Below are 18,459 nucleotides of genomic sequence, written 5' to 3'. Positions count from 1 at the left end.
TATATGGTACGAGCTACATTTGCCGGTTTTTCCACTGCTCTTTCCGCCCTGCAGGCGAATCAGAAGCGGCTGGATATAGTCGGACAGAATCTGTCAAACATGAATACGGCGGGATATACCCGCCAGCAGCTGGAAACCTCCAGCCTGAATTATACAAAGCCCATTGCCCATTATATGAACGGATCTGAGATAGCCGTGGGTTTCGGCGTCCGTATGGACAAGATTTCCCAAATACGCGACCCGTATCTGGACGCCCAGTACCGGACTCAGATGAAAAAGGCCGGCTACGCTGAATCTATGCAGACCTCCCTGGACGTTCTTTCAAGGCCGTTTGATGAAAGTAATATTGATGGGATCCGCACAGCCATTGACGATATTCAGGCCGTTCTCACTGACATGCAGGATTTAGACAAATTTCATGACACGGTATTTGAAAGCAACCTTCGTTCCCGCATGAACGTACTCACCAATCTTTTAAATGACGCTGCGCGGCAGATTGAATCTGCTGAAAAATCAGAATTTTCAAAGCTGGACGGTAAAGGCACCAGCGAGAATGGGGCTGTCGACACGGTCAACCAGATTCTGCAGCAGATTGGGGATTTAAACCGGCAGATTAAACAAAATCAGATCCTCGGACAGCAAAGCCTGGAGCTGCAGGATGAGAGGAATAATCTTCTGGATACCCTTTCCAGCTATATACCCATTGAGGTTTCTTACTTTAAAGACAGTGACCATGACGGCGTTAAACCGGGCGCGGACGGCGTTACCATGGAAGAGGCTCCGGAAGAGTTATATGAATACGACCACTACGGCAATATTATCGGAAAAAAGGACTGGCCGGACGACCTGAAGGTGGAGCTCCTTTATACAGATACTGACGGCAGTCAGCGGCGCCTCACCCTTGTCAACGGAACAGAGGGCATAAAAGGCGAAAATTACGGTTTCCTTTCCATTGACGGGGGAAGTCAGGATGATCCCGCAAATGCGTCTGTGAGATTTACGGCAGCCGCCTCAAGCGGGGCACAGTCTGCATCCGCTTCTGCATCCGGAGTCCAGCTGTCCGGAGGCTCCATCCAGGCCAGTCTTGATATGCTTGGAAAAACCGGTACCGGTAACCCGATTAACGGAACCGCTTTCATTGATGACGTAAGAGGTTACCAATACTATATGAACAGGCTGGATACCCTGGCTAAAACCTTTGCCAATACCATAAATGGAATTAATGATAAAAACGATTTTGTACCAGGCGGCGGAGGAGGCGGAGTTCTTCTTGCCAATAAGCAGAACAACTCTGCGGCAGATATTACGGCTCTTAATATCGGTATCAGTGAGGATTGGATCAGCGGCAAAGCCCATATTAACGAAATGAGGGATAATCCCACTGACACTATTTTAGATATGCTCAATTCCATGACGGATACATATGCGGATTTGGATAATAAATCATTTGTTGATTATATGAATAATATTTCCACAGTTTTGGCCAATGATTCCAGTTATAACTCCAACACCCTGAAGACAGACGTTACCGTGTTAAACGGCATTCAGGATTCCAGGGATTCCATTTCCGGCGTCAGCATGGACGAGGAAGGCGCCAATATGATGGCCTACATTTCCGCATACAATGCGGCGTCACGGCTGATGACAGTCTTAGACGAGGCCCTTAATACATTGATTAACAATACCGGCTTGGTGGGAAGATAATATTGAGAAGGAGGTACTGTTTATTATGCGTGTTGCAACTACTGCGGCTTACCGTAACTTCAGCGGTTCTGTTAACGACGTCCACAGCCGTCTGAATAAAAGCATGAACAAAATATCAAGCGGAAAGGCTTATGAAAAAGCTGCTGATAACCCCCTTGCTTACTATGAGGGAAAAAAAATCGACAACCAGTATCTGGATACACTGAGTAAATTGAACCTGATACCCGACGTGAAAAACCGCCTGTATCAGCAGGAGCTGGGCATCAGGGATATTCAGTCACGGTTATCAAAAGCAAAGGGCCGCGTAGAATATATCCTTAATGATACCAACAATGCCGACCCCGGCTTAGTGCAGACTACCAGGGATGAGCTTCTGGCCTTTCAGCAGACCATGGCCAATGATTTAAATGCCCAGTATCAGGACTTTTACATTTATGGAGGGAACGACGTGTCCACCGCTCCCTTCTCCCTCAGCGCGGACGGAAAGACCCTGACTTATACCCACAAATTTTCCGGTGATACGGAAGCGACTAAAATGGAGATGACCCTGACGAAACAGGCGGACGGAAGTTATAAGTATGAATTCAGCGGCAGCAAAGGGTCTGCTGCCCTGGATGAGAACCAGACTCTTGATGCCATTGTCCGCTCCATGAAAGAACAGGGAAGGATGGATATAGGCTATGGAACAATCTCTGACCGCGAAACCCTGATGGATACCTATACAGGCGGCCTGAACGCTATCACCGGCCTGTCCTCCGATGCTGTAAGGGCAATGGACCAATCGGACCCGGCTGGTCTGCGAAATCAAATAAAGGATCTTCTAAACAACAGCCCCATTGGATTAGTGGGGCAGGCTGTACAGACAGTAAACGGCTTCATGGACGGCGGGAGCAAAACGGAATTTTCAGAATCCCTTGGCGCAATCATGGATACAATGACTGTGGCCGAGCACCGGCTCAGCACGGTGTATAGTGATTTGGGCAACAAATATGCCATTTTGGAAAATGTGGAGGATAAGCTGACAACAGACAAGATGACCCTGACCGAGCAATACAAAAACAAGCTGGGGGCGGATCCCTATGATTCAATCATTGAAATGTATTCCTATCAGCAATCCTACAACGCCGCGCTAAGGGTTGGCTCCTATATGATGGGAACATCATTATTTGATTTTATGCGCTGATTCCCATGTTCAGACTGGAGGTGATATCATGGGAACGCTTATTAAGGTTACTTCGATACCCTTTGAATCCATTCGTTTTACACAGAATGCCCGTCTGATTCCATCTGATACGGTGGCAGCAGAACGACAAAAGGCATTGTCCCTTCATCGCGCATACCAGTACCGATATCATGGCAGGGGGTGTTATTCCGGCTTTGATCTTATAAATCAGGTCAGGCAGGCATTCCCTTCCGGCTCCCCTGCGGCCGTCCCGTCACAGGGTACAGGGCCACTCCAGGGAGCGCCGTCTTTCCCGGCTGTTAATCCAAAAAACAGCCGGGTTTCCGGCACAGCGTCTGCATCAGGCTATCCTCCCGCCCCAATGACAAGCTTTACTTCAATTGACGCTGAGGAATCCGCGGCGCCTGCGGCAGCCTCCCCGGAGACACTTTCAGAATATCTGGTACAAAGAGAGGCCTTTGAATTCCGCATAGCAAAAGGTGACTTTTCTTACATCCCGGCTCTGTCCGTAACAATTGTGACACAATACCCTGAAATTCACTTTGAGTACACCGGTGAATTTAACTACGTGCCTCCCCGTAAGGACGCCAAAGGAGACATGATTGATATACAAGCATAAACAGCAGAACAGAAAGGCAGACTTTTCATGAAAACGCAAACCGGCTATTATGGAGAAATCGAATATGATCTGTCCGATTTAATTGTGGTGACAGACGGATTCTTTGGCTTTCCTGAACTTAAACAATTTCTTCCTCTCCGCTTAGATGAGGATAATGACTCCCTGCTTTTGATTCAGTCCGTTGAAAACTCCCAGGTGGCTTTTGTAGTCATTGCGCCAACCATTCTATGCCCGGATTATTCCCCTGTCCTTACAGAGGAAGATTTGGCCGCACTGGATACAGAAGACTGCAATGAGCTTTCCTATTATGCAGTATGTGTTATAAAAAATGACTACCTGGAGGACACTGTCAACCTCAAATGCCCGCTGGCTATCAATCCTAAAACAAAAGCAGCCCGTCAGGTAATTTTAGAAAATACCGATTACGGATACCGCCATAAGCTGAATACCTTTTCCAGCATTACAAAAAAAACACAAGACAGGAGTAACTGCCATGCTGATACTGCACCGGAAAACGAATGAAAGTATTTTAATAGGGGATCATATCAGAATTACAGTGATTGAAAATTCATCTATGGGGGTTCGTCTGGCGATTGACGCCCCCAAAGATATTAAGATCATGCGGGAGGAGTTGGCCATTGCCGCCAAAACAAACGAAGCATCTCTTCTGCCTTCCATCAGTTCCATCCATTCCCTGCAGGAGATATTGGAACAGCAGCGAAAGGAAGTCCAGGAGTAATATCAATCCGGCTTCTTTTTAAACATATTGCTTATGATCAATCCCTTTAACTGCCGTATTCCCCTCCATATCCAGCAGATTGGCAAAAGAATTGAAAAATCCTCCAGTATGGGATAGATAACGCACATATATTTATATTCCGGAAATACCCATCTCAATATCCGTCCTATGTTTTTCCGTCTCTTTCTCCACTTTTCAGTGAAAGCAGCCCTCTTTTCCCGGGACTGTTCCCTATTAATTTCCCGTTGGACTAAACGCTCCAGTTTTAATGCCTGCTGGTCCGTCTCCTTGTTCAGAAGGCCTCTGCTCAAAACCCGGTTCTCCAGAATATCATATACCTTTATATCCTCAGTCAGGCCGTCAGATGCCTTTTCACCTTTGCTCCCAAACCACATATATGCAATCTGAAGGATTTTCTTTCCCAATTCATCAACCCGAAATCCCTCCATCCTTTTCTCAATGGATTCTTCATTCATTTTTTCTCTCCACGTCCTGTGAAACACATACAGATCCAATACATCGCGGATTAAAAGCTCATCCGCCGCATATGCGTAAGCCGCTCTTGCCAGCATAAACACAAATTGATTTTCAAGGGAAAATCCCCTCACATATTTATATCTGCCCCAAAAAGGCGCGGTCTCCAGCATAAGCTTCATATTTTTATCATACAGCCTGGTGCGTAAAGGCAGCTTATAATAGATCTCCATGTCAAAGCCGGCTGCATTCTTCATATGTTCTCCATAGCCCTTATAATAATAGTCTGTCTCATAGCCCAAATCCACCATATACCCCTTGGCCAGGACATAACTTTTTTCATCCACCAAAAGCTTAAGCAGTCCGCAGGCCGCCATCTCCGGAACCGGGTATAATTCGCGGATTGCACAGGAAGAAATAACAAAACAGGGAAGATTCATCATTTCCATCATCATCAGAACTTCCTGCTGAGCCTCCCTGCACACATCCCCAAACCCCAGGGCTTTCTGATAGCGTTCAAAAAACCGTTCCCTCCACCGCTCCGGTATTTTGTCGCCATTTCCCAATGAAGCTAAATATATGATATTGGCAATTTTATGGTAATCCGCTTCCCGGAACATTTTTTCCCAATTTACCCTGCTGTACATTACCCGCAAATCATCCTGACGCATAATCCCGCCTACTGTGTTAACAAGAAAACGGCCTTCGTAGATTAATCGTTCCATAAAAATCTCCTATTATTGAACTAAGTATACTTCCTTCCTCTGCCTTCCGAATCTGACCGCCTCCTCATGGGTATCAAAATAAATGTCAATCACATTGCCTGTCGCACTCTCCCCTGTATCCTCTACGGTATAGACAATCCCACCGATTTCCACTTTTGTACCCATTTCCAGAATGCTTGGATCTGCCGCCACAGTATGTCCGGCTCTTGGTATGGTCTCTGATTTTGTCAAATAAATCTCCTTCTTTCCGCAGCACACTTCACAGCTGCAGTAACCGGTAATATCAAATACCCCTAACAGCGTCCCTTCATGCACTTCCTTCTGATGGATCATATGTACCGGAAGTCTCGTCCTTCCAAAAGCCAGGGCAGCCTCATGGCTGTCAAAATACAGGCTCAGGGTTTCTCTGGCCCTGGCCGACAGCTTATCCTGTACTTCGTATACATGTCCTCCAATCCTTAATTTATCTCCTATCCGGAAAACCTCAAGATTGGCAGCCACAGTAATACCCTGTGCGGGCCTCTGCCCGGAATAGGTAAGATAGCCGTCCGATTTCTTTACACAGATTTCGCAGCTGCAATAAGCAGCTATCTCCATCTCTCCCAAGTATTCTTCTGTTTCCAATTCCTCGACTGATGTTAAAAAATCGCCCCTTTGTCCTTCATCCACAACAGGTGCGGTTACATCCTCTTTTAACGGGATAATTGCTGTTAAATCCGCTCCTGCAGGTTCCGTATCGCCATTACTGGTAACTACCGCTGCCAGGACGCTGATTATAATTACCGCCACTCCTACACTGCATTGAATGGCAATGGAAAACCGTGATCTTGTGCAAAAACGTTTTTTCAACATCGGCCTCACTCCCTCCCAAGTTCCATTTGCGAGTATTACTTCTGTGCTGCCCTGACCTGGCAGCCCCATGTACGGTTTACTACAGCTTATAAAACGTGTCTCGGCTCTTCCTTGACCTGCAGGCAGGATTTAAGAATCTCAGTAAAAATTCTGACTTTAAATTTATTTTCGTAAAATCCTATCATTGGAGCCACCGAATCCTCATGGGCCACAACATATTTGGACGGAAGCCGGGTTAAAATCAATGCCTTTACATCTGCGCAGCAGCGGCTGCACCTGCACACACCGTACTGCTCCATATATTTTTTTAAATCCATGCGCGTAATGATATTTTCCATAACATTTTCAATGTGGCATTCCTCCTGTCCGGAATCCCGGTCCCCGTCCTGGGGTTCCTGACCTCCGCCCTGGGGTTCCTGACCTCCGTCCTGGGGTTCCTGACCTCCGTTCTGCGCTTCCTGGTTCTCCAACTGCTTTGCCAAATCATCTAAAATCTTGTGTGAGATATACTCCTCCTGATCATCCACCACAACTACCCTCTTATCGCCCGAAGGAGATACCTTTGGCACTCTTTCTCCAGCCAAATCCTGTCCGGAGATTTCCTCCGGGTCTGCACCATTGGTAAGCAGGCTCAATACATGAGATGTCTTATTCGTTTTCTTTGGCATATCCCGCCGCCTCCTTTAAGTGAATCCTGTCTGCAATCTCATCAATCAAATCCTGATAATCTTTTACCGCGGCTGAACGGGGATTATAATCAAAAATGCTTTCCCCATGGGCCGGCGCTTCTGCAATCGCAACTCCGCTTCGTATTTTCGTATCAAATACAGCTGTTTTTATCTGCCCGGCCAGCTGCTGCGCCATTTCCAGCACATCCCTTGAAAGAAGAGTCCGCCTGTTAAAACGGGTTAATAAAATTCCCAGCACATTTAATTCCGGGTTCAAATTTTCCTGCACGGATTCTATGGTTTCCTTTAATTGTGACAGCCCCACCAGACTAAGGATATCGGACGCCATGGGAATGATCAAAAAATCAGATACCACATAAGCATTCACTGTGAGAAGGTTTAGCGCCGGCGGTGTATCAATAATAATATAATCGTATTTCTCCATTACGGGCATCAGGGTATCGCGTAAAAGATATTCTTTTCTTCCGGAATTTCCCTGCTCCAGGCCGCTGCTGCTGAGTGTAATATCCGAGGGCAGGATATCACAGTATTCTGTCCGTATGATGGCTTCCTGTATTGGGATTTTTCCTTTTAAGGCATCCAGCACTGTGGACATATCAGAGGAGCCAAGCCCAAGGCAGAACCCCAGATTTCCCTGGGGATCCAAATCAATCCCCAATACCCGCCTGCCCGTGGAAGATATTCCTGTAGCCAATGCGGCTGAGGTAGTGGTTTTCCCGACACCGCCTTTCTGATTAGAAACAGTTATGATAATAGCCAAAATATTTCCTCCCTATTCTTTCGTGTATGTTCATATCAAAATCACCGGACTGTTTTCAGATACATTTTAACGCTGCCACAGGGCAAGCTCATTCTCTGACGGACTGCAATCCACCTTCCGTTTTATATTCTCTTCATTTACCGGCAGCAGATATTCAGAAAACGGCGCCCCTGCCTGGGTCTGCGCAATTTCAGCCGCATCCTCCCATTCCTCTGCATCCGCCTCATCCCCATTGACATAATACACCGGATCTCCCCAGTCATCGTGTTCCAGCTCCAGGCTCCATACATTCTCAAAATCGCAGCCCCCTTCCTTAAGGGAAAAATAATTTCTTCCCCCATTGTCCTCCACGATTGTAAGATAGGTTAATTGTTGTTCCGCATTATAGGTGAGGAAGGATTGCTCCGCCGCATCGGAATCCGATTTTGATGAGACGGCCAGTTCCTCATCCTCAGGCATCCACACTGCTGCCAGCAAAACACGTTCAGGTAATATGGCATTGTCAAATACCGCAATATCCCTGTATCCGTCCCCGTTTAAATCCGCCAGCAGAAAACCGGGCTGTTCCATATCCGCCGCCTTTTTATCAGCAAATGCCTTCAGCTGCTTTGATACCTTCCTGCGGTAAGTGTCAAACTCCTCCAGTATGATTCCTTCCGGCCCCACATAATGGTTATCCGGGGTAAAGACATTAAAGCATTTCGCTCCGTCTTCCCCCAGGTAATAACGCTGCTTGTCTTTCCTGTCAGTTACCCATCCTGTACGCATGTATCCATTGGAATCCACATAATATTCCTTTCCCTGGTCTTCAATCCATTGGTCCACAGCAGGTTCTCCGGGAGAATACATGTATTTCCACCGTTTTCCATCCTCCTGAAGTTCCCAGGTACCCTTTGCGGCCAGAGAAAGGAAGGGGGACAGCAGGGAAAAAGCAACCGCAGCCGGCAGCATCCGGAATATGATGCGCTTCCCCTTCTCCATATCCATACTACCCCCTTGCTTTTGCCCTTTCCTCTTCATATTCTTTGAGAAGCTTATCCATCAGCGCCACCAGGCGCCCGATCTCCGGTTTTGCCAGCTGGCCATCGGCTCCCAGTTCCTTTCCTTTTCTCCGCATCTGGTCGTCAATCAGGGATGAAAAGATGATGACAGGAATCTTCTTAAGCCTGGAATCATCCTTAATAAGCTTTGTGAGACGGTGCCCGTCCATCTGGGGCATCTCAATATCTGTTATTATAAGCTTGGCTTTCTCATATAAATCAGGTTCATCCTTAATGGATGACAGATAATCCCAGGCCTCCTTTCCGTTTCCAAAATTATGTATGTTGGTAAAGCCTGCCCGTTCCAGTGAATCGTCAATCATTTTCCTGAGCAGAACAGAATCTTCCGCAATCACAATGGGCGCCTCGTTTAAAGGCCGGTCTCCCATGGCATCTACCTCTGAAACCTGAATGGTGGTTTCCGGGGCAAGCTCCGCCACGATTTTCTCAAAATCCAAAATAGTAACCAGCTGGCCGTCGCACTGGGCAATCCCTGTGGCTATGCTTTCATCCCCATTGGCTATGGTTTTATCCGGTTTCTGGATATCTCCCCAGGATATGCGGCTGATCCCCTCAATCCCATGAACCCGGAACGCCACTGTCATTTTATTAAAGTTGGTCACAATAAATAAATCCCTGGCCCCTTTTTCCACCTGCGCCCCTGAAAGATAGCATGCCAGGTCGATCACTGTGATAAGCGTATCCCTTGGTTTAAAGATTCCCTCTACGGACGGATTGGCATGGGGCATGGATTTTACCTTTTGACTCATCATAATTTCCTTGACCTTTGCCACATTAATGCCGTAAAACTCATCCTGGATCGTAAACTTCATGATTTCAATTTCATTTGTTCCGGATTCAAGCAAAATTCCTTCCTTTTCCCTTTTCATCAGTTACCTCCTCTATAAATGCCGCTCAGGCTTTCCCATTGTTCGGATTGCAACCTCACCGCTTTCAATATCCAATATCATGGTCCTTGCAAAGGCGCCGCCGGTATCCTCTGCCGCAATCCTCATATTCTCTTCCTGCAGTATCTTTTTTACCATAAAAGTATTCCTGGAGCCGATATTTCCAAACTCCGCATTTCCGCGGATTTCAAACATCTTCGCGCCTCCGGCGATTTTAACCACGGTTCTGGATTTTACCATGCCGAAAGCGCTTAATTTTCGGATCGTCTCATGGATACCGGAATCAGCGTATTTATAAACATTCCCCTCCTCCGCGTCATGACGTTCAGGAAGCATAATATGAAGAAGCGCTCCCAGATGTAAAAAGGGGTCCCAAAACGAGATTCCAATGCAGGAGCCCAGAGCATATGTAATGATCTTCCCGGTGCCTCTGGTAAATTTCATATCTCCAATTCCTACCCTCAGTTCCCTCTCCTGCATTATAAGACTCCTAACTTGTCTAAAATATCATTTAAAGACTTCATATCAGGAAGCATTAAAAGCCAGTCTGAAAGCCGCGTTTCATCCATAATAAAATCCGAGTTAAAATACATCAGTTTATCTGTCTCATATCCGTATTCCGCCATAGGAACCGTCAATATACCGCCCAGCATATTCACGGTGGAGCTGGGCACTGAAAGCCGTATATCCATCTTCACCAGCTGTGCAAAGGCATTTATATATGAACAAATCGTGATATTTCCTACCTCTTCCAATGCGGAATAAGCCAGGGCGTCCAGTTCTTCAAAGCTGGAGAAACGTTTTCCCAGAAGCTTTTCCAACAGCGTATTGGCAAACTCCATGTTAAACAGAAACAGCATCAGCCCTTCCACGTCCCCGCTCATTTTAACCAGGGTCGCTGCTACGATCTCTTCAATATTGCCAATTCGGTTCACTGCGTCCTCATATCCCAGGACATTGACCTGGGGAAGGGTAATGCGTATTTCCTTTTGAAGAAGTTTGGAAAGAGCCGTGGCCGCATGGCTGGTGCCAATACTGCTGATCTCCCGCATCACATCCAGTTCCTGCAGCTTCAGTTCCCCGTAATCATTTATCTTCATGTCCATCTCACCTTTACCGTTTATTCATCATCTTTCCCTATCCCCGCAGAGAGTTAATGGTCCCCTCAATTTCATCTGATGTAATTACCATGCGCAGCGCATAGGAAAATGCCCGCTGGCACTCAATCAGCCTGGTCATCTCTTTGGCCATATCTGTTCCCGACGCTTCCAGGGCTCCCTGTGCCAGGGCCGGTTTTTCTATCAGAACCGCATCCACGCCCGCATCCCTGGGAACATACTCCTGGCTGCCCGTGCTCACAAGCCTGCTGGGATTCTGAAACGTATATAGACTGACCTTTGGCTTCTCGTCCTCATCCGTTATTTCCTCATCCCTCTCATACCCTTCTTCCATCTCCGCCCGCAGCTCTTCCACATCCGCTACTTCCAGTTTAAGCGGTTCGCTGTTTTGGTCCAAAACCAGCTTTCCGGCATCTGTCATCAGATAAAAGCCATCCTCCCGCTCCGCCCGATGAAAGTGTCCGTTTCTGGTATAGCTGATTGCCCCTGTGCCCGGGTCCTGGACCTTAAAAAATGCGTTGGGCTCCAAAATTGCGTAATCATACTGAGCCCCGGTCTGAGTAATTCCCGCGCTGTCAAAACTGGTATATGTCCTTTCAACACGTGAACCGGCTCCTGCCTGCAGTTGTGTCACCGCGCCGGGAGAATCATTGAGATTGTAGTTAATCAGATCGGAAAAAACAGCTGTCTTAGGCTTAAATCCATTGTTATTTACATTGGCAAGATTATTTGCAATGACGCTGAGCTTTTCCGTGCAGCTTCCGGCGCCAACGGCTCCCACATAAAATGACTGGTTCATATCCCTTCCTCCTTATACCCTTCCTACGTCAGATGCAGACTTTCCCATGATCTGATCGTACATTTTTAATACCTGGGCCGCGCTCTGAAGCGCTCTTTGGGAAGACATCATTGCAGTCATTTCATCCACCATGTCAACGTTTGATTTCTCAAGTGTCTTCCAGAGAATCTGCGTTTCTTCCCCGCTTACCTGCGCCCCTGCCTGGTTTGCGGAGAACAGCCCGTTATCCTCCTTATGAAGCTGTCCGTAATCCCCAAAATCCACAATCTGAAGCGTCCCCAAATCCATCTGTTCCGCGTTTGCGTCCGTCTGTTCAGAGGCTGTAATACGCCCTTTATCATCCACCGTAAAATTTTCATTCTGAATCCGGATGGGCTGGCCGCCGGCTGAGAGTACCCTGCCGTTTTCCCCCAGTACAAGGTATCCTTCAGAATCCACGGCAAAGGAACCGTTTCTGGTATACTGAACCCCATTTGGCGTCTGTATGCAGAAAAACCCCTTTCCCCCAATTGCAAAATCATATATGCCTTCCGTAGGCTCATAGCTTCCCTGCTCATAATTCACATAGGTCCTGGAAGCTGTACGGATCTTTGATGTGGAGGCCAGCGGTTCAGCTGTTCCTTTACCGCGCCTTCCGGTGCGGTAAAGCATCTCCTCCTGAAAGGTGCTGGAAACCATTTTATCCCGCTTATAACCGGCGGTTTGAAGGTTTACCATATTATTGCTGATAACATTTAAGTTCCGGTTCTGGGTAAGCATTCCAGAAGCCAGATTATAAAATCCCTGATACATTTTTGCTTCATCCTCCTTTTTATTATCCAAGATGTGATTTCATGTATGCTTTCAGCTTTCGGATCGCCTCGCTGTGGATTTGGGAAATCCTTGGCTCGCTCACATTTAAGACCTGAGCAACCTGCGTCATGCTCAATTCCTCTACATAATAAAGAGAGATAACCAGCTTTTCTTTTTCTTTCAGCTTTTCAACTGCCTCAACCAGTGTTTTTACCGTTTCTCCCTTAAAAAAGATATCCTCCGGCTGTCCCTCGATATCATCGCTTGGCACCTGAACCGTCTGCCCGTTCTCATCCCCCCGTGTAATCATATCCAATGAAAGTACATTCATCATGGTGCTCATCCTCTGGATCCGCTGAAATTTTCTTAGATTCATCCTCAAATACCCTGCTATCTCTTCATCGGACGGTATATGCCCCTGCTTTTCATACAAATACTGCCTTGCATTTTCAATGGACTGACGGTTCTTGTGATAATTTCTTGGTATCCAGTTATTTTGGCGGATAAGATCTATCACTGTTCCTCGTATGCGCCGCGAAATAAATGTCTCAAATTTACTGTCCCGTTCCGGCTCATATCGGTCAATACCTTTCATGATCGCAATAACCCCCTCATGAATGATATCTTCCATCTGCATAAAATCAGAGTACAGATTGTTCATTTGAATTGCCACGGACTTTGCCAGGTAAAGATACCGGAGTGTCAATTCCTGTTTTATTCCCTGGTCCCTGCTCTCCTGGTAAAGGACAAACAGCTCCTCATTCGTCATTTCTTCCATTCCCTTTTGCATCTTAACCACCTTCGCTATCATCACATATGGTTCCTGGTCTCCTCCAGTCTAAGGCTGCCGATTGATTGTATCTGCACATTGTTTGCAATCTCATTAAATGACAGAACACGCACTTTCGGATAGAACTGCTCGATTAAATGGTAAAAATGTATCCGCATTACCTGTGAGGTCAGAATAACCGGGTTTTGTGTAAGGCCATTAAATTTTTTCATCTGTTCAGCCAGCTGGCTTATAAGACTCTGGAGAATATCCGGCTGCAGGGCCAGATACATTCCGCTCTCACCTTTCTGTACAGACCCTGCCATGGTGCGTTCCAGCTCCGTATCCAGGGTAATGACTTTCATGCTTCCATCCTCGCAGTACAGTCTGGTAATCGTCCGTTTCAGCGCTATCCGTATCTGCTCAATAATTCCGTCAAAATCCCTGACGGGAAGACCTGCCTCAGATATGGTTTCTATCATGGTTTCTATGATGGTCTCCAGGTCCTTGACAGGCACGCCCTCTTTTAAGAGAGCCGTGAGAACACGCTGAAACAGATTATAGGAGATAAGGCCCGGAAAGGCTTCCTCCACCAGTTCCGGAGAAGTCTTTTTCACATTCTCGATCAAACGGAGCACTTCCTGTCTTGTAACAAGCTCAAAGGCGTGCTGCCGTATGATTTCCGAGAGATGCGTTACCATAACGGAAAGAGGGTCAATGACCGTATATCCGTACAGTTCCGCCCGTTCCCTGTCCTCCGGCCGTATCCAGCGGCTGGGAATCCCGTAAGCCGGCTCAATGGCTTCGATTCCATCCACCTCTTTTTCCGGGTGTTCCGGTTCCAGAGCCAGGTAATAATCCACCAAAAGCTCGCCCCTTGCCACCTCCTCTCCCTTTATCTTGATGCAGTATTGGTTGGTGCTAAGCCCTGAGCTGTCCCTGAGCCGGATGGATGGGATCACAAAACCCATATCCTGGGCATATTGTCTGCGGAATATGACAATCCTGCTGATAAGCCTTCCTCCCACTGATTCATCGGCCAATGGAATAAGGCTGTATCCAAATTCCATCTCTATGGGCTCCACTGACAAGAGTGTGTAAACATTATTGACATCCTTGAAATACTCGTCCTCTGCAACAGCATTGGACGCCGCAGCTTCTGCCTGGGATGCCTGAGCCGCCTCGGAATCCTGATAGAGCACCGCTCCCGGAGCATAGGAGGCTTCCGCCACTTTTCCGGACAGATAGTATCCCCCTGACATTAAAGCCGCGGAGATAATAAGCAGCTGCAATACCGGCATCCCCGGGATAAAAGCCAGGACCGCCATTACCACACCGCTCATCATAATGGCATAGGGCTGTGACATAAACTGTCTGGAGATATCCTCATTCAGACTGCCGTCAGAAACAGCTCTTGTTACGATCATTCCAGTTGAAACAGATATGAGCAAGGCCGGAATCTGGGATACCAGTCCATCTCCCACTGTTGCAATAGAATATGTATTTAATACCGTTCCAATGCTGCTTCCTGACTGAAGGATGCCTATGACGCTTCCCCCGATCAAATTGATCGCCGTTGTAATCAGGGACATGACGGCGTCTCCCTTAACTATCTTTGTGGCGCCATCCATTGCGCCGTAAAAATCCGCCTCTCTCTGAACCTTTTGTCTGCGATCCTTTGCCTGCTGCTCGTTAATAAGGCCGGAGCTCAAATCCGCATCAATGGCCATCTGTTTCCCCGGCATGGCATCCAGGTTAAATCTGGCCGCTACCTCCGCAACGCGCTCAGCTCCTTTTGTAATGACAATAAACTGCATTAAGACAATAATAAGGAAAATGATAAAACCCACTACCACATTCCCGCGAAGGATAAAATCACCAAAGGCTTTTATGATCTGTCCTGATGAACCTCCATTGGAAAGAATGTTCCGGGTTGTAGAAACATTGATGCCAAGCCGGAAAAGAGTGGTTACCAGCAGAAGGGATGGAAAAATTGAAAGTTCCAGGGGTTCCCGTATCGTCATGGTGGACACCAGGATCATCATGGAAAGAGCCATATTTAATATGATTGCAACATCCACCATTCCGGCCGGCAGCGGTATGATTAATAAAAGTATGATGGTCAGTACAAACAGCACAACCGAGTAATTAAGTATCTTTTTCATGAAACTAACTCCATCCTGGTTTTATTGGAACATGTCTTCCCTGCGGCTGGCTCTGTAGATATATATAAGTATCTCCGCTACCGCGCCGTAGAACTCCGCCGGAATCTCCTGATCCAGCCTGCAGGAAGCATACAAGGCTCTTGCCAGGGGTTTATTTTCAATAATAAAAACCCCGTTTTCCTCTCCTGCCTTTACAATGCGCAGCGCCAGCTCATCCTGGCCTTTTGCCAATACCACCGGCGCCCCATGGCGCTTTGGGTCATATTTCAGGGCCACTGCAAAATGCGTAGGGTTCCTTACGATCACATCCGCCTCCGGAACCTTCTGTATCATCCTGCTAAGAGCCATCTGTCTCTGGATCCTGCGTATGCGTCCTTTTATTTCAGGATTCCCTTCCGTCTGCTTATATTCATCCTTTACCTCCTGCTTGGTCATTTTCAGATTTTTCTCATACTCCCATCTCTGATACAGAAAATCAAAAAACGCTACAATTACAAATACCATACAGACCTTGAGAATTAACTGAAACGCCATTTGGAGCAAATGGATACATGAATTCAGGGGCTCCACATCAATCATCCGGGCCACCTGTACGATATCGCCTTTAATCAGGTTAAAAAGCAGGATTCCCAGTACTGCGATTTTAAGCAGGTTCTTCAGCAGCTCCACCGCATTTCTTACAGCAAACATTTTTTTTATTCCACTGATAGGATTAAGCCTGTCAAATTTAGGCTTTAACGTCTTAAACGATATATTAAAACGCGTCTGGACCCCATGGGCCGCAATTCCCAGAGCCATGGAGGAAAGGAGCAGCGGAAGGCTGCATTTTAAAAAAGTAATGGCTGTGGCTGCAAATAGCCTGTATGCCAGGACAGACTCCTGTTCCAGACTGATGCTGTCAATCACAAACTTCATATAATCCCGTATATTGCGGTATATAAACGGCATCAGCAGCCGCATCACAAAAAAAATCCCCAAAAGCATTACAACCGTGGCAATATCCTTGCTCTGGAATACATTTCCTTCTTTTCTGGCATCTTTGCGGCGTTTACTGGTAGGTTGTTCGGTCTTTTCCTGTCCGCCGTGATCCGCCACCCCTCACCACTCCCTTCTCCGTGCAATCACCTCATCATCAGCGCCATCCTCCAAAGGGACCGGAACATGGCATCCATTATCACGTTCAGCTTATCTGACATGGGGCTGAACAAAAACATCAGCATCAAAATTCCTACAATGATCTTCATCTGGAAATTGATCACAAACACATTGATATGGGGAATCATACGCATAATGACCCCCACTGCCACCTCCGCCACCAGTTCCATTGCAATAAGGGGCATTGCATACTGGAGCCCCATCAGGATGCTGTCCTGGAATATTGTCAATACCGCTTCCGACAGTTCCGGCCTTATTGACACAGAACCAAAGGGTATGAAACGGGCCGCGGCGAAAAAAATCCCAAACAGCTTCAAATGGCCGTCAACAGCAAAAAAAAGCAGCATCAAAAATGCGTAGTACATTCCTGATGTAATTGTCATCTGGGAGTTGTACTGAGGATCGTAAATCTGCGCCATGTTAAGTCCCATCATATAATCCATGACAGACGAGGCAAAACGGACCACCAGAACGCATAATTCTATTCCAAAGCCTAAAATAAACCCAAATAACAGTTCTGACGCCAGCATCACACCGTATTCTATCAGACTGGCTGGTTCGCGTTCCAGAGCCTGCCCCATACCGGCGTAAAGCATAAGCGAACATACAAACACAAAAGCGGCTTTTGCAGAAGACGGGAAATTGTTTCTTCCAAATATGGGGTTTAAAGCAATTGCCCCGCTCATCCGCATGACGATCAAGGAAAATAATATAAACATCCCTTATCATCCTCCGGCTATTATTTCAAAAATCATCCTGACAAAATCCTGAAGCATTACCAGCATGGAACTGCCCAGTACTCCAAGAAGCCCTAAAATAGCCAGTAACTTTGGAACAAACGTAATCGTCTGTTCATTAATCTGCGTTGCTGCCTGAAAAATGGCAACAAGCACGCCAACTGCCATGCTGATGATCAAAAAGGGCAGCGACAGCCTCATCATCAGCTGTAATGCCTGGTACATCACATCCAATACCTGGACGTTGCTCATAATTACCTCCCATCCGGCCTGCCTAGCGGAAGCTTCTCACAATACTGGAAAACAGCAGTTCCCATCCGTTAACAGTTACAAACAGCAAAAGTTTAAAGGGCAATGAAACCATTGTGGGAGGCAGCATGACCATTCCCATGGACATAAGCGTTGTCGCAACCACAATATCAATCAGGAGAAACGGCAGGTAAATAAGAAAGCCTGCCATAAATCCGCGCTTCAGTTCACTGGTCATAAAAGCAGGAGTCACTATGGTCATTGGATAAGCCGTTACATCCTCCCTTATCTCTGCTCCGGACATTTCCACAAAATGATCTAATGTTTCCTTTTCCGTGTTGCGCAGCATGAATTCTTTCATTGGAACAGACATCTGAGCCACAGCCTCCTCCTGCGTAAGCTCTCCCCGCAGATAGGGCTGATATGCGGTCTCATTGATCTGTCCTATAACAGGCCCCATAATATAAAGGGTCAAAAACAAAGAAATCCCGGCCAACACCAGATTAGGGGGGGTCTGCTGAATCCCCATTGCATTTCTGGTGAAAGAAAGGATAATGATGGTTCTTGTAAAAGAAGTCATCATGACTACAACGGATGGAAGCAGCCCCACTAATGTAATCATAAAAATCAATTCCAGAGCCGGTACATTGCCTCCATTAAGCCCTGTCAGAAGATCATTCATTTTCTTCCTCCTGTTCCTTTCCTATACGGGCCTCATATTCTCCTTTAAAATCCTCTCCCAGTTCAGCCAGCATCTGAATCCCTGCCTGGCTGACTCCGATCAGAAACACTCTCTCCCTCATCTTCATAAGCAGAAGACGCTGGTCTGTCCCCAGACGTATTTGTTCAAGAATCCTTATGTTTTGATCTGAAGACGCTTTCATATAACGGCTGCCCAGCTGCCGGCTGAACCACCAGGCCAGCAGCAGCACAAGACACACTATAAATATGGCGCTGAATAATGAAAAAAATCCCATCATAA

The 18,459-nt window shown here is 46.9% G+C and carries 22 protein-coding genes; 5 read left to right on the top strand and 17 right to left on the bottom strand.

Translation table 11 applies throughout. The features are described from left to right. Positions 1-3: 3 nt before the first annotated feature. From G614_RS0104145 to G614_RS0104125, 5 genes are read left to right on the top strand one after another with little or no spacing between them, the layout of a single operon-like run. Positions 4-1,704 (top strand): flagellar hook-associated protein FlgK, encoded by a 1,701-nt coding sequence (locus G614_RS0104145; RefSeq protein ID WP_027640926.1) that lies wholly within the window; start codon positions 4-6, stop codon positions 1,702-1,704. Between the two features lie 25 nt (positions 1,705-1,729). After that, complete coding sequence (locus tag G614_RS0104140) at positions 1,730-2,887, top strand: hypothetical protein (protein ID WP_027640925.1); 1,158 nt, start codon at positions 1,730-1,732, stop codon at positions 2,885-2,887. Positions 2,888-2,915: 28 nt separating this feature from the next. After that, a complete protein-coding gene (locus tag G614_RS0104135) occupies positions 2,916-3,506 on the top strand; it encodes a hypothetical protein (RefSeq protein ID WP_027640924.1) in 591 nt (196 codons plus the stop codon). Positions 3,507-3,533: 27 nt separating this feature from the next. Further along, positions 3,534-4,028 carry a flagellar assembly protein FliW gene (fliW, locus tag G614_RS0104130; protein ID WP_027640923.1) on the top strand — a complete coding sequence of 165 codons (495 nt, stop codon included), beginning with the start codon at positions 3,534-3,536 and terminating at the stop codon, positions 4,026-4,028. Then, complete coding sequence (locus G614_RS0104125) at positions 4,000-4,245, top strand: carbon storage regulator (RefSeq protein WP_027640922.1); 246 nt, start codon at positions 4,000-4,002, stop codon at positions 4,243-4,245. Before fliW ends, G614_RS0104125 begins: the two co-directional genes overlap by 29 nt. Before the next feature lie 2 nt (positions 4,246-4,247). Here the strand turns inward: G614_RS0104125 and G614_RS0104120 are convergent, their stop codons facing one another. The 17 genes from G614_RS0104120 to G614_RS0104040 form a co-directional block, all read right to left on the bottom strand. Continuing rightward, complete coding sequence (locus G614_RS0104120) at positions 4,248-5,444, bottom strand: nucleotidyltransferase family protein (RefSeq protein WP_027640921.1); 1,197 nt, start codon at positions 5,442-5,444, stop codon at positions 4,248-4,250. Positions 5,445-5,456: 12 nt separating this feature from the next. Further along, positions 5,457-6,296, bottom strand: coding sequence for a 3D domain-containing protein (locus G614_RS26760; RefSeq protein WP_027640920.1), 840 nt, complete (start codon positions 6,294-6,296; stop codon positions 5,457-5,459). Positions 6,297-6,382: 86 nt separating this feature from the next. After that, positions 6,383-6,964, bottom strand: a complete 582-nt coding sequence (locus tag G614_RS26755) for a late competence development ComFB family protein (RefSeq protein ID WP_044917400.1) — start codon at positions 6,962-6,964, stop codon at positions 6,383-6,385. Beyond that, positions 6,945-7,745, bottom strand: a complete 801-nt coding sequence (locus tag G614_RS0104105; protein WP_027640919.1) for a ParA family protein — start codon at positions 7,743-7,745, stop codon at positions 6,945-6,947. Before G614_RS0104105 ends, G614_RS26755 begins: the two co-directional genes overlap by 20 nt. Before the next feature lie 66 nt (positions 7,746-7,811). After that, positions 7,812-8,732, bottom strand: a complete 921-nt coding sequence (locus G614_RS0104100; RefSeq protein WP_242827995.1) for a hypothetical protein — start codon at positions 8,730-8,732, stop codon at positions 7,812-7,814. Position 8,733: 1 nt separating this feature from the next. Beyond that, entirely contained in the window at positions 8,734-9,675 is a 942-nt protein-coding gene (locus G614_RS0104095) for a chemotaxis protein (protein WP_044917399.1), read from the bottom strand. 12 nt (positions 9,676-9,687) lie between these two features. Then, positions 9,688-10,173, bottom strand: coding sequence for a chemotaxis protein CheD (locus G614_RS0104090; RefSeq protein ID WP_027640916.1), 486 nt, complete (start codon positions 10,171-10,173; stop codon positions 9,688-9,690). Continuing rightward, positions 10,173-10,793 (bottom strand): chemotaxis protein CheC, encoded by a 621-nt coding sequence (locus tag G614_RS0104085; RefSeq protein ID WP_027640915.1) that lies wholly within the window; start codon positions 10,791-10,793, stop codon positions 10,173-10,175. Before G614_RS0104085 ends, G614_RS0104090 begins: the two co-directional genes overlap by 1 nt. A 37-nt stretch (positions 10,794-10,830) precedes the next feature. After that, on the bottom strand, positions 10,831-11,610 hold the full coding sequence (locus tag G614_RS0104080; protein WP_027640914.1) for a flagellar hook-basal body complex protein: 780 nt from the start codon (positions 11,608-11,610) through the stop codon (positions 10,831-10,833). Between the two features lie 12 nt (positions 11,611-11,622). Then, complete coding sequence (locus G614_RS0104075) at positions 11,623-12,402, bottom strand: flagellar hook-basal body protein (protein WP_027640913.1); 780 nt, start codon at positions 12,400-12,402, stop codon at positions 11,623-11,625. A gap of 22 nt (positions 12,403-12,424) precedes the next feature. Beyond that, positions 12,425-13,213, bottom strand: a complete 789-nt coding sequence (locus G614_RS0104070; RefSeq protein WP_027640912.1) for a sigma-70 family RNA polymerase sigma factor — start codon at positions 13,211-13,213, stop codon at positions 12,425-12,427. After that, positions 13,213-15,336: a flagellar biosynthesis protein FlhA gene (gene flhA, locus G614_RS0104065; protein WP_027640911.1), complete on the bottom strand. Its 2,124-nt coding sequence runs from the start codon at positions 15,334-15,336 to the stop codon at positions 13,213-13,215. Before flhA ends, G614_RS0104070 begins: the two co-directional genes overlap by 1 nt. Before the next feature lie 21 nt (positions 15,337-15,357). Continuing rightward, entirely contained in the window at positions 15,358-16,431 is a 1,074-nt protein-coding gene (gene flhB, locus G614_RS0104060) for a flagellar biosynthesis protein FlhB (protein WP_027640910.1), read from the bottom strand. 26 nt (positions 16,432-16,457) lie between these two features. After that, on the bottom strand, positions 16,458-17,210 hold the full coding sequence (locus G614_RS0104055; protein ID WP_027640909.1) for a flagellar biosynthetic protein FliR: 753 nt from the start codon (positions 17,208-17,210) through the stop codon (positions 16,458-16,460). Positions 17,211-17,216: 6 nt separating this feature from the next. Then, a complete protein-coding gene (locus tag G614_RS0104050; protein WP_009296868.1) occupies positions 17,217-17,480 on the bottom strand; it encodes a flagellar biosynthetic protein FliQ in 264 nt (87 codons plus the stop codon). 22 nt (positions 17,481-17,502) lie between these two features. Then, entirely contained in the window at positions 17,503-18,159 is a 657-nt protein-coding gene (gene fliP, locus G614_RS0104045; protein WP_027640908.1) for a flagellar type III secretion system pore protein FliP, read from the bottom strand. Continuing rightward, positions 18,152-18,457 carry a FliO/MopB family protein gene (locus G614_RS0104040; protein WP_027640907.1) on the bottom strand — a complete coding sequence of 102 codons (306 nt, stop codon included), beginning with the start codon at positions 18,455-18,457 and terminating at the stop codon, positions 18,152-18,154. The genes fliP and G614_RS0104040 overlap by 8 nt, the downstream gene beginning before the upstream one ends. Positions 18,458-18,459 lie beyond the last annotated feature (2 nt).

It is taken from the genome of [Clostridium] clostridioforme AGR2157 (assembly GCF_000424325.1).
Taxonomy (GTDB): Bacteria; Bacillota; Clostridia; order Lachnospirales; family Lachnospiraceae; genus Enterocloster; species Enterocloster clostridioformis_A.
Note: the sequence above shows the minus strand (reverse complement) of the source record. Positions and strands in the feature narration are given on the sequence as shown.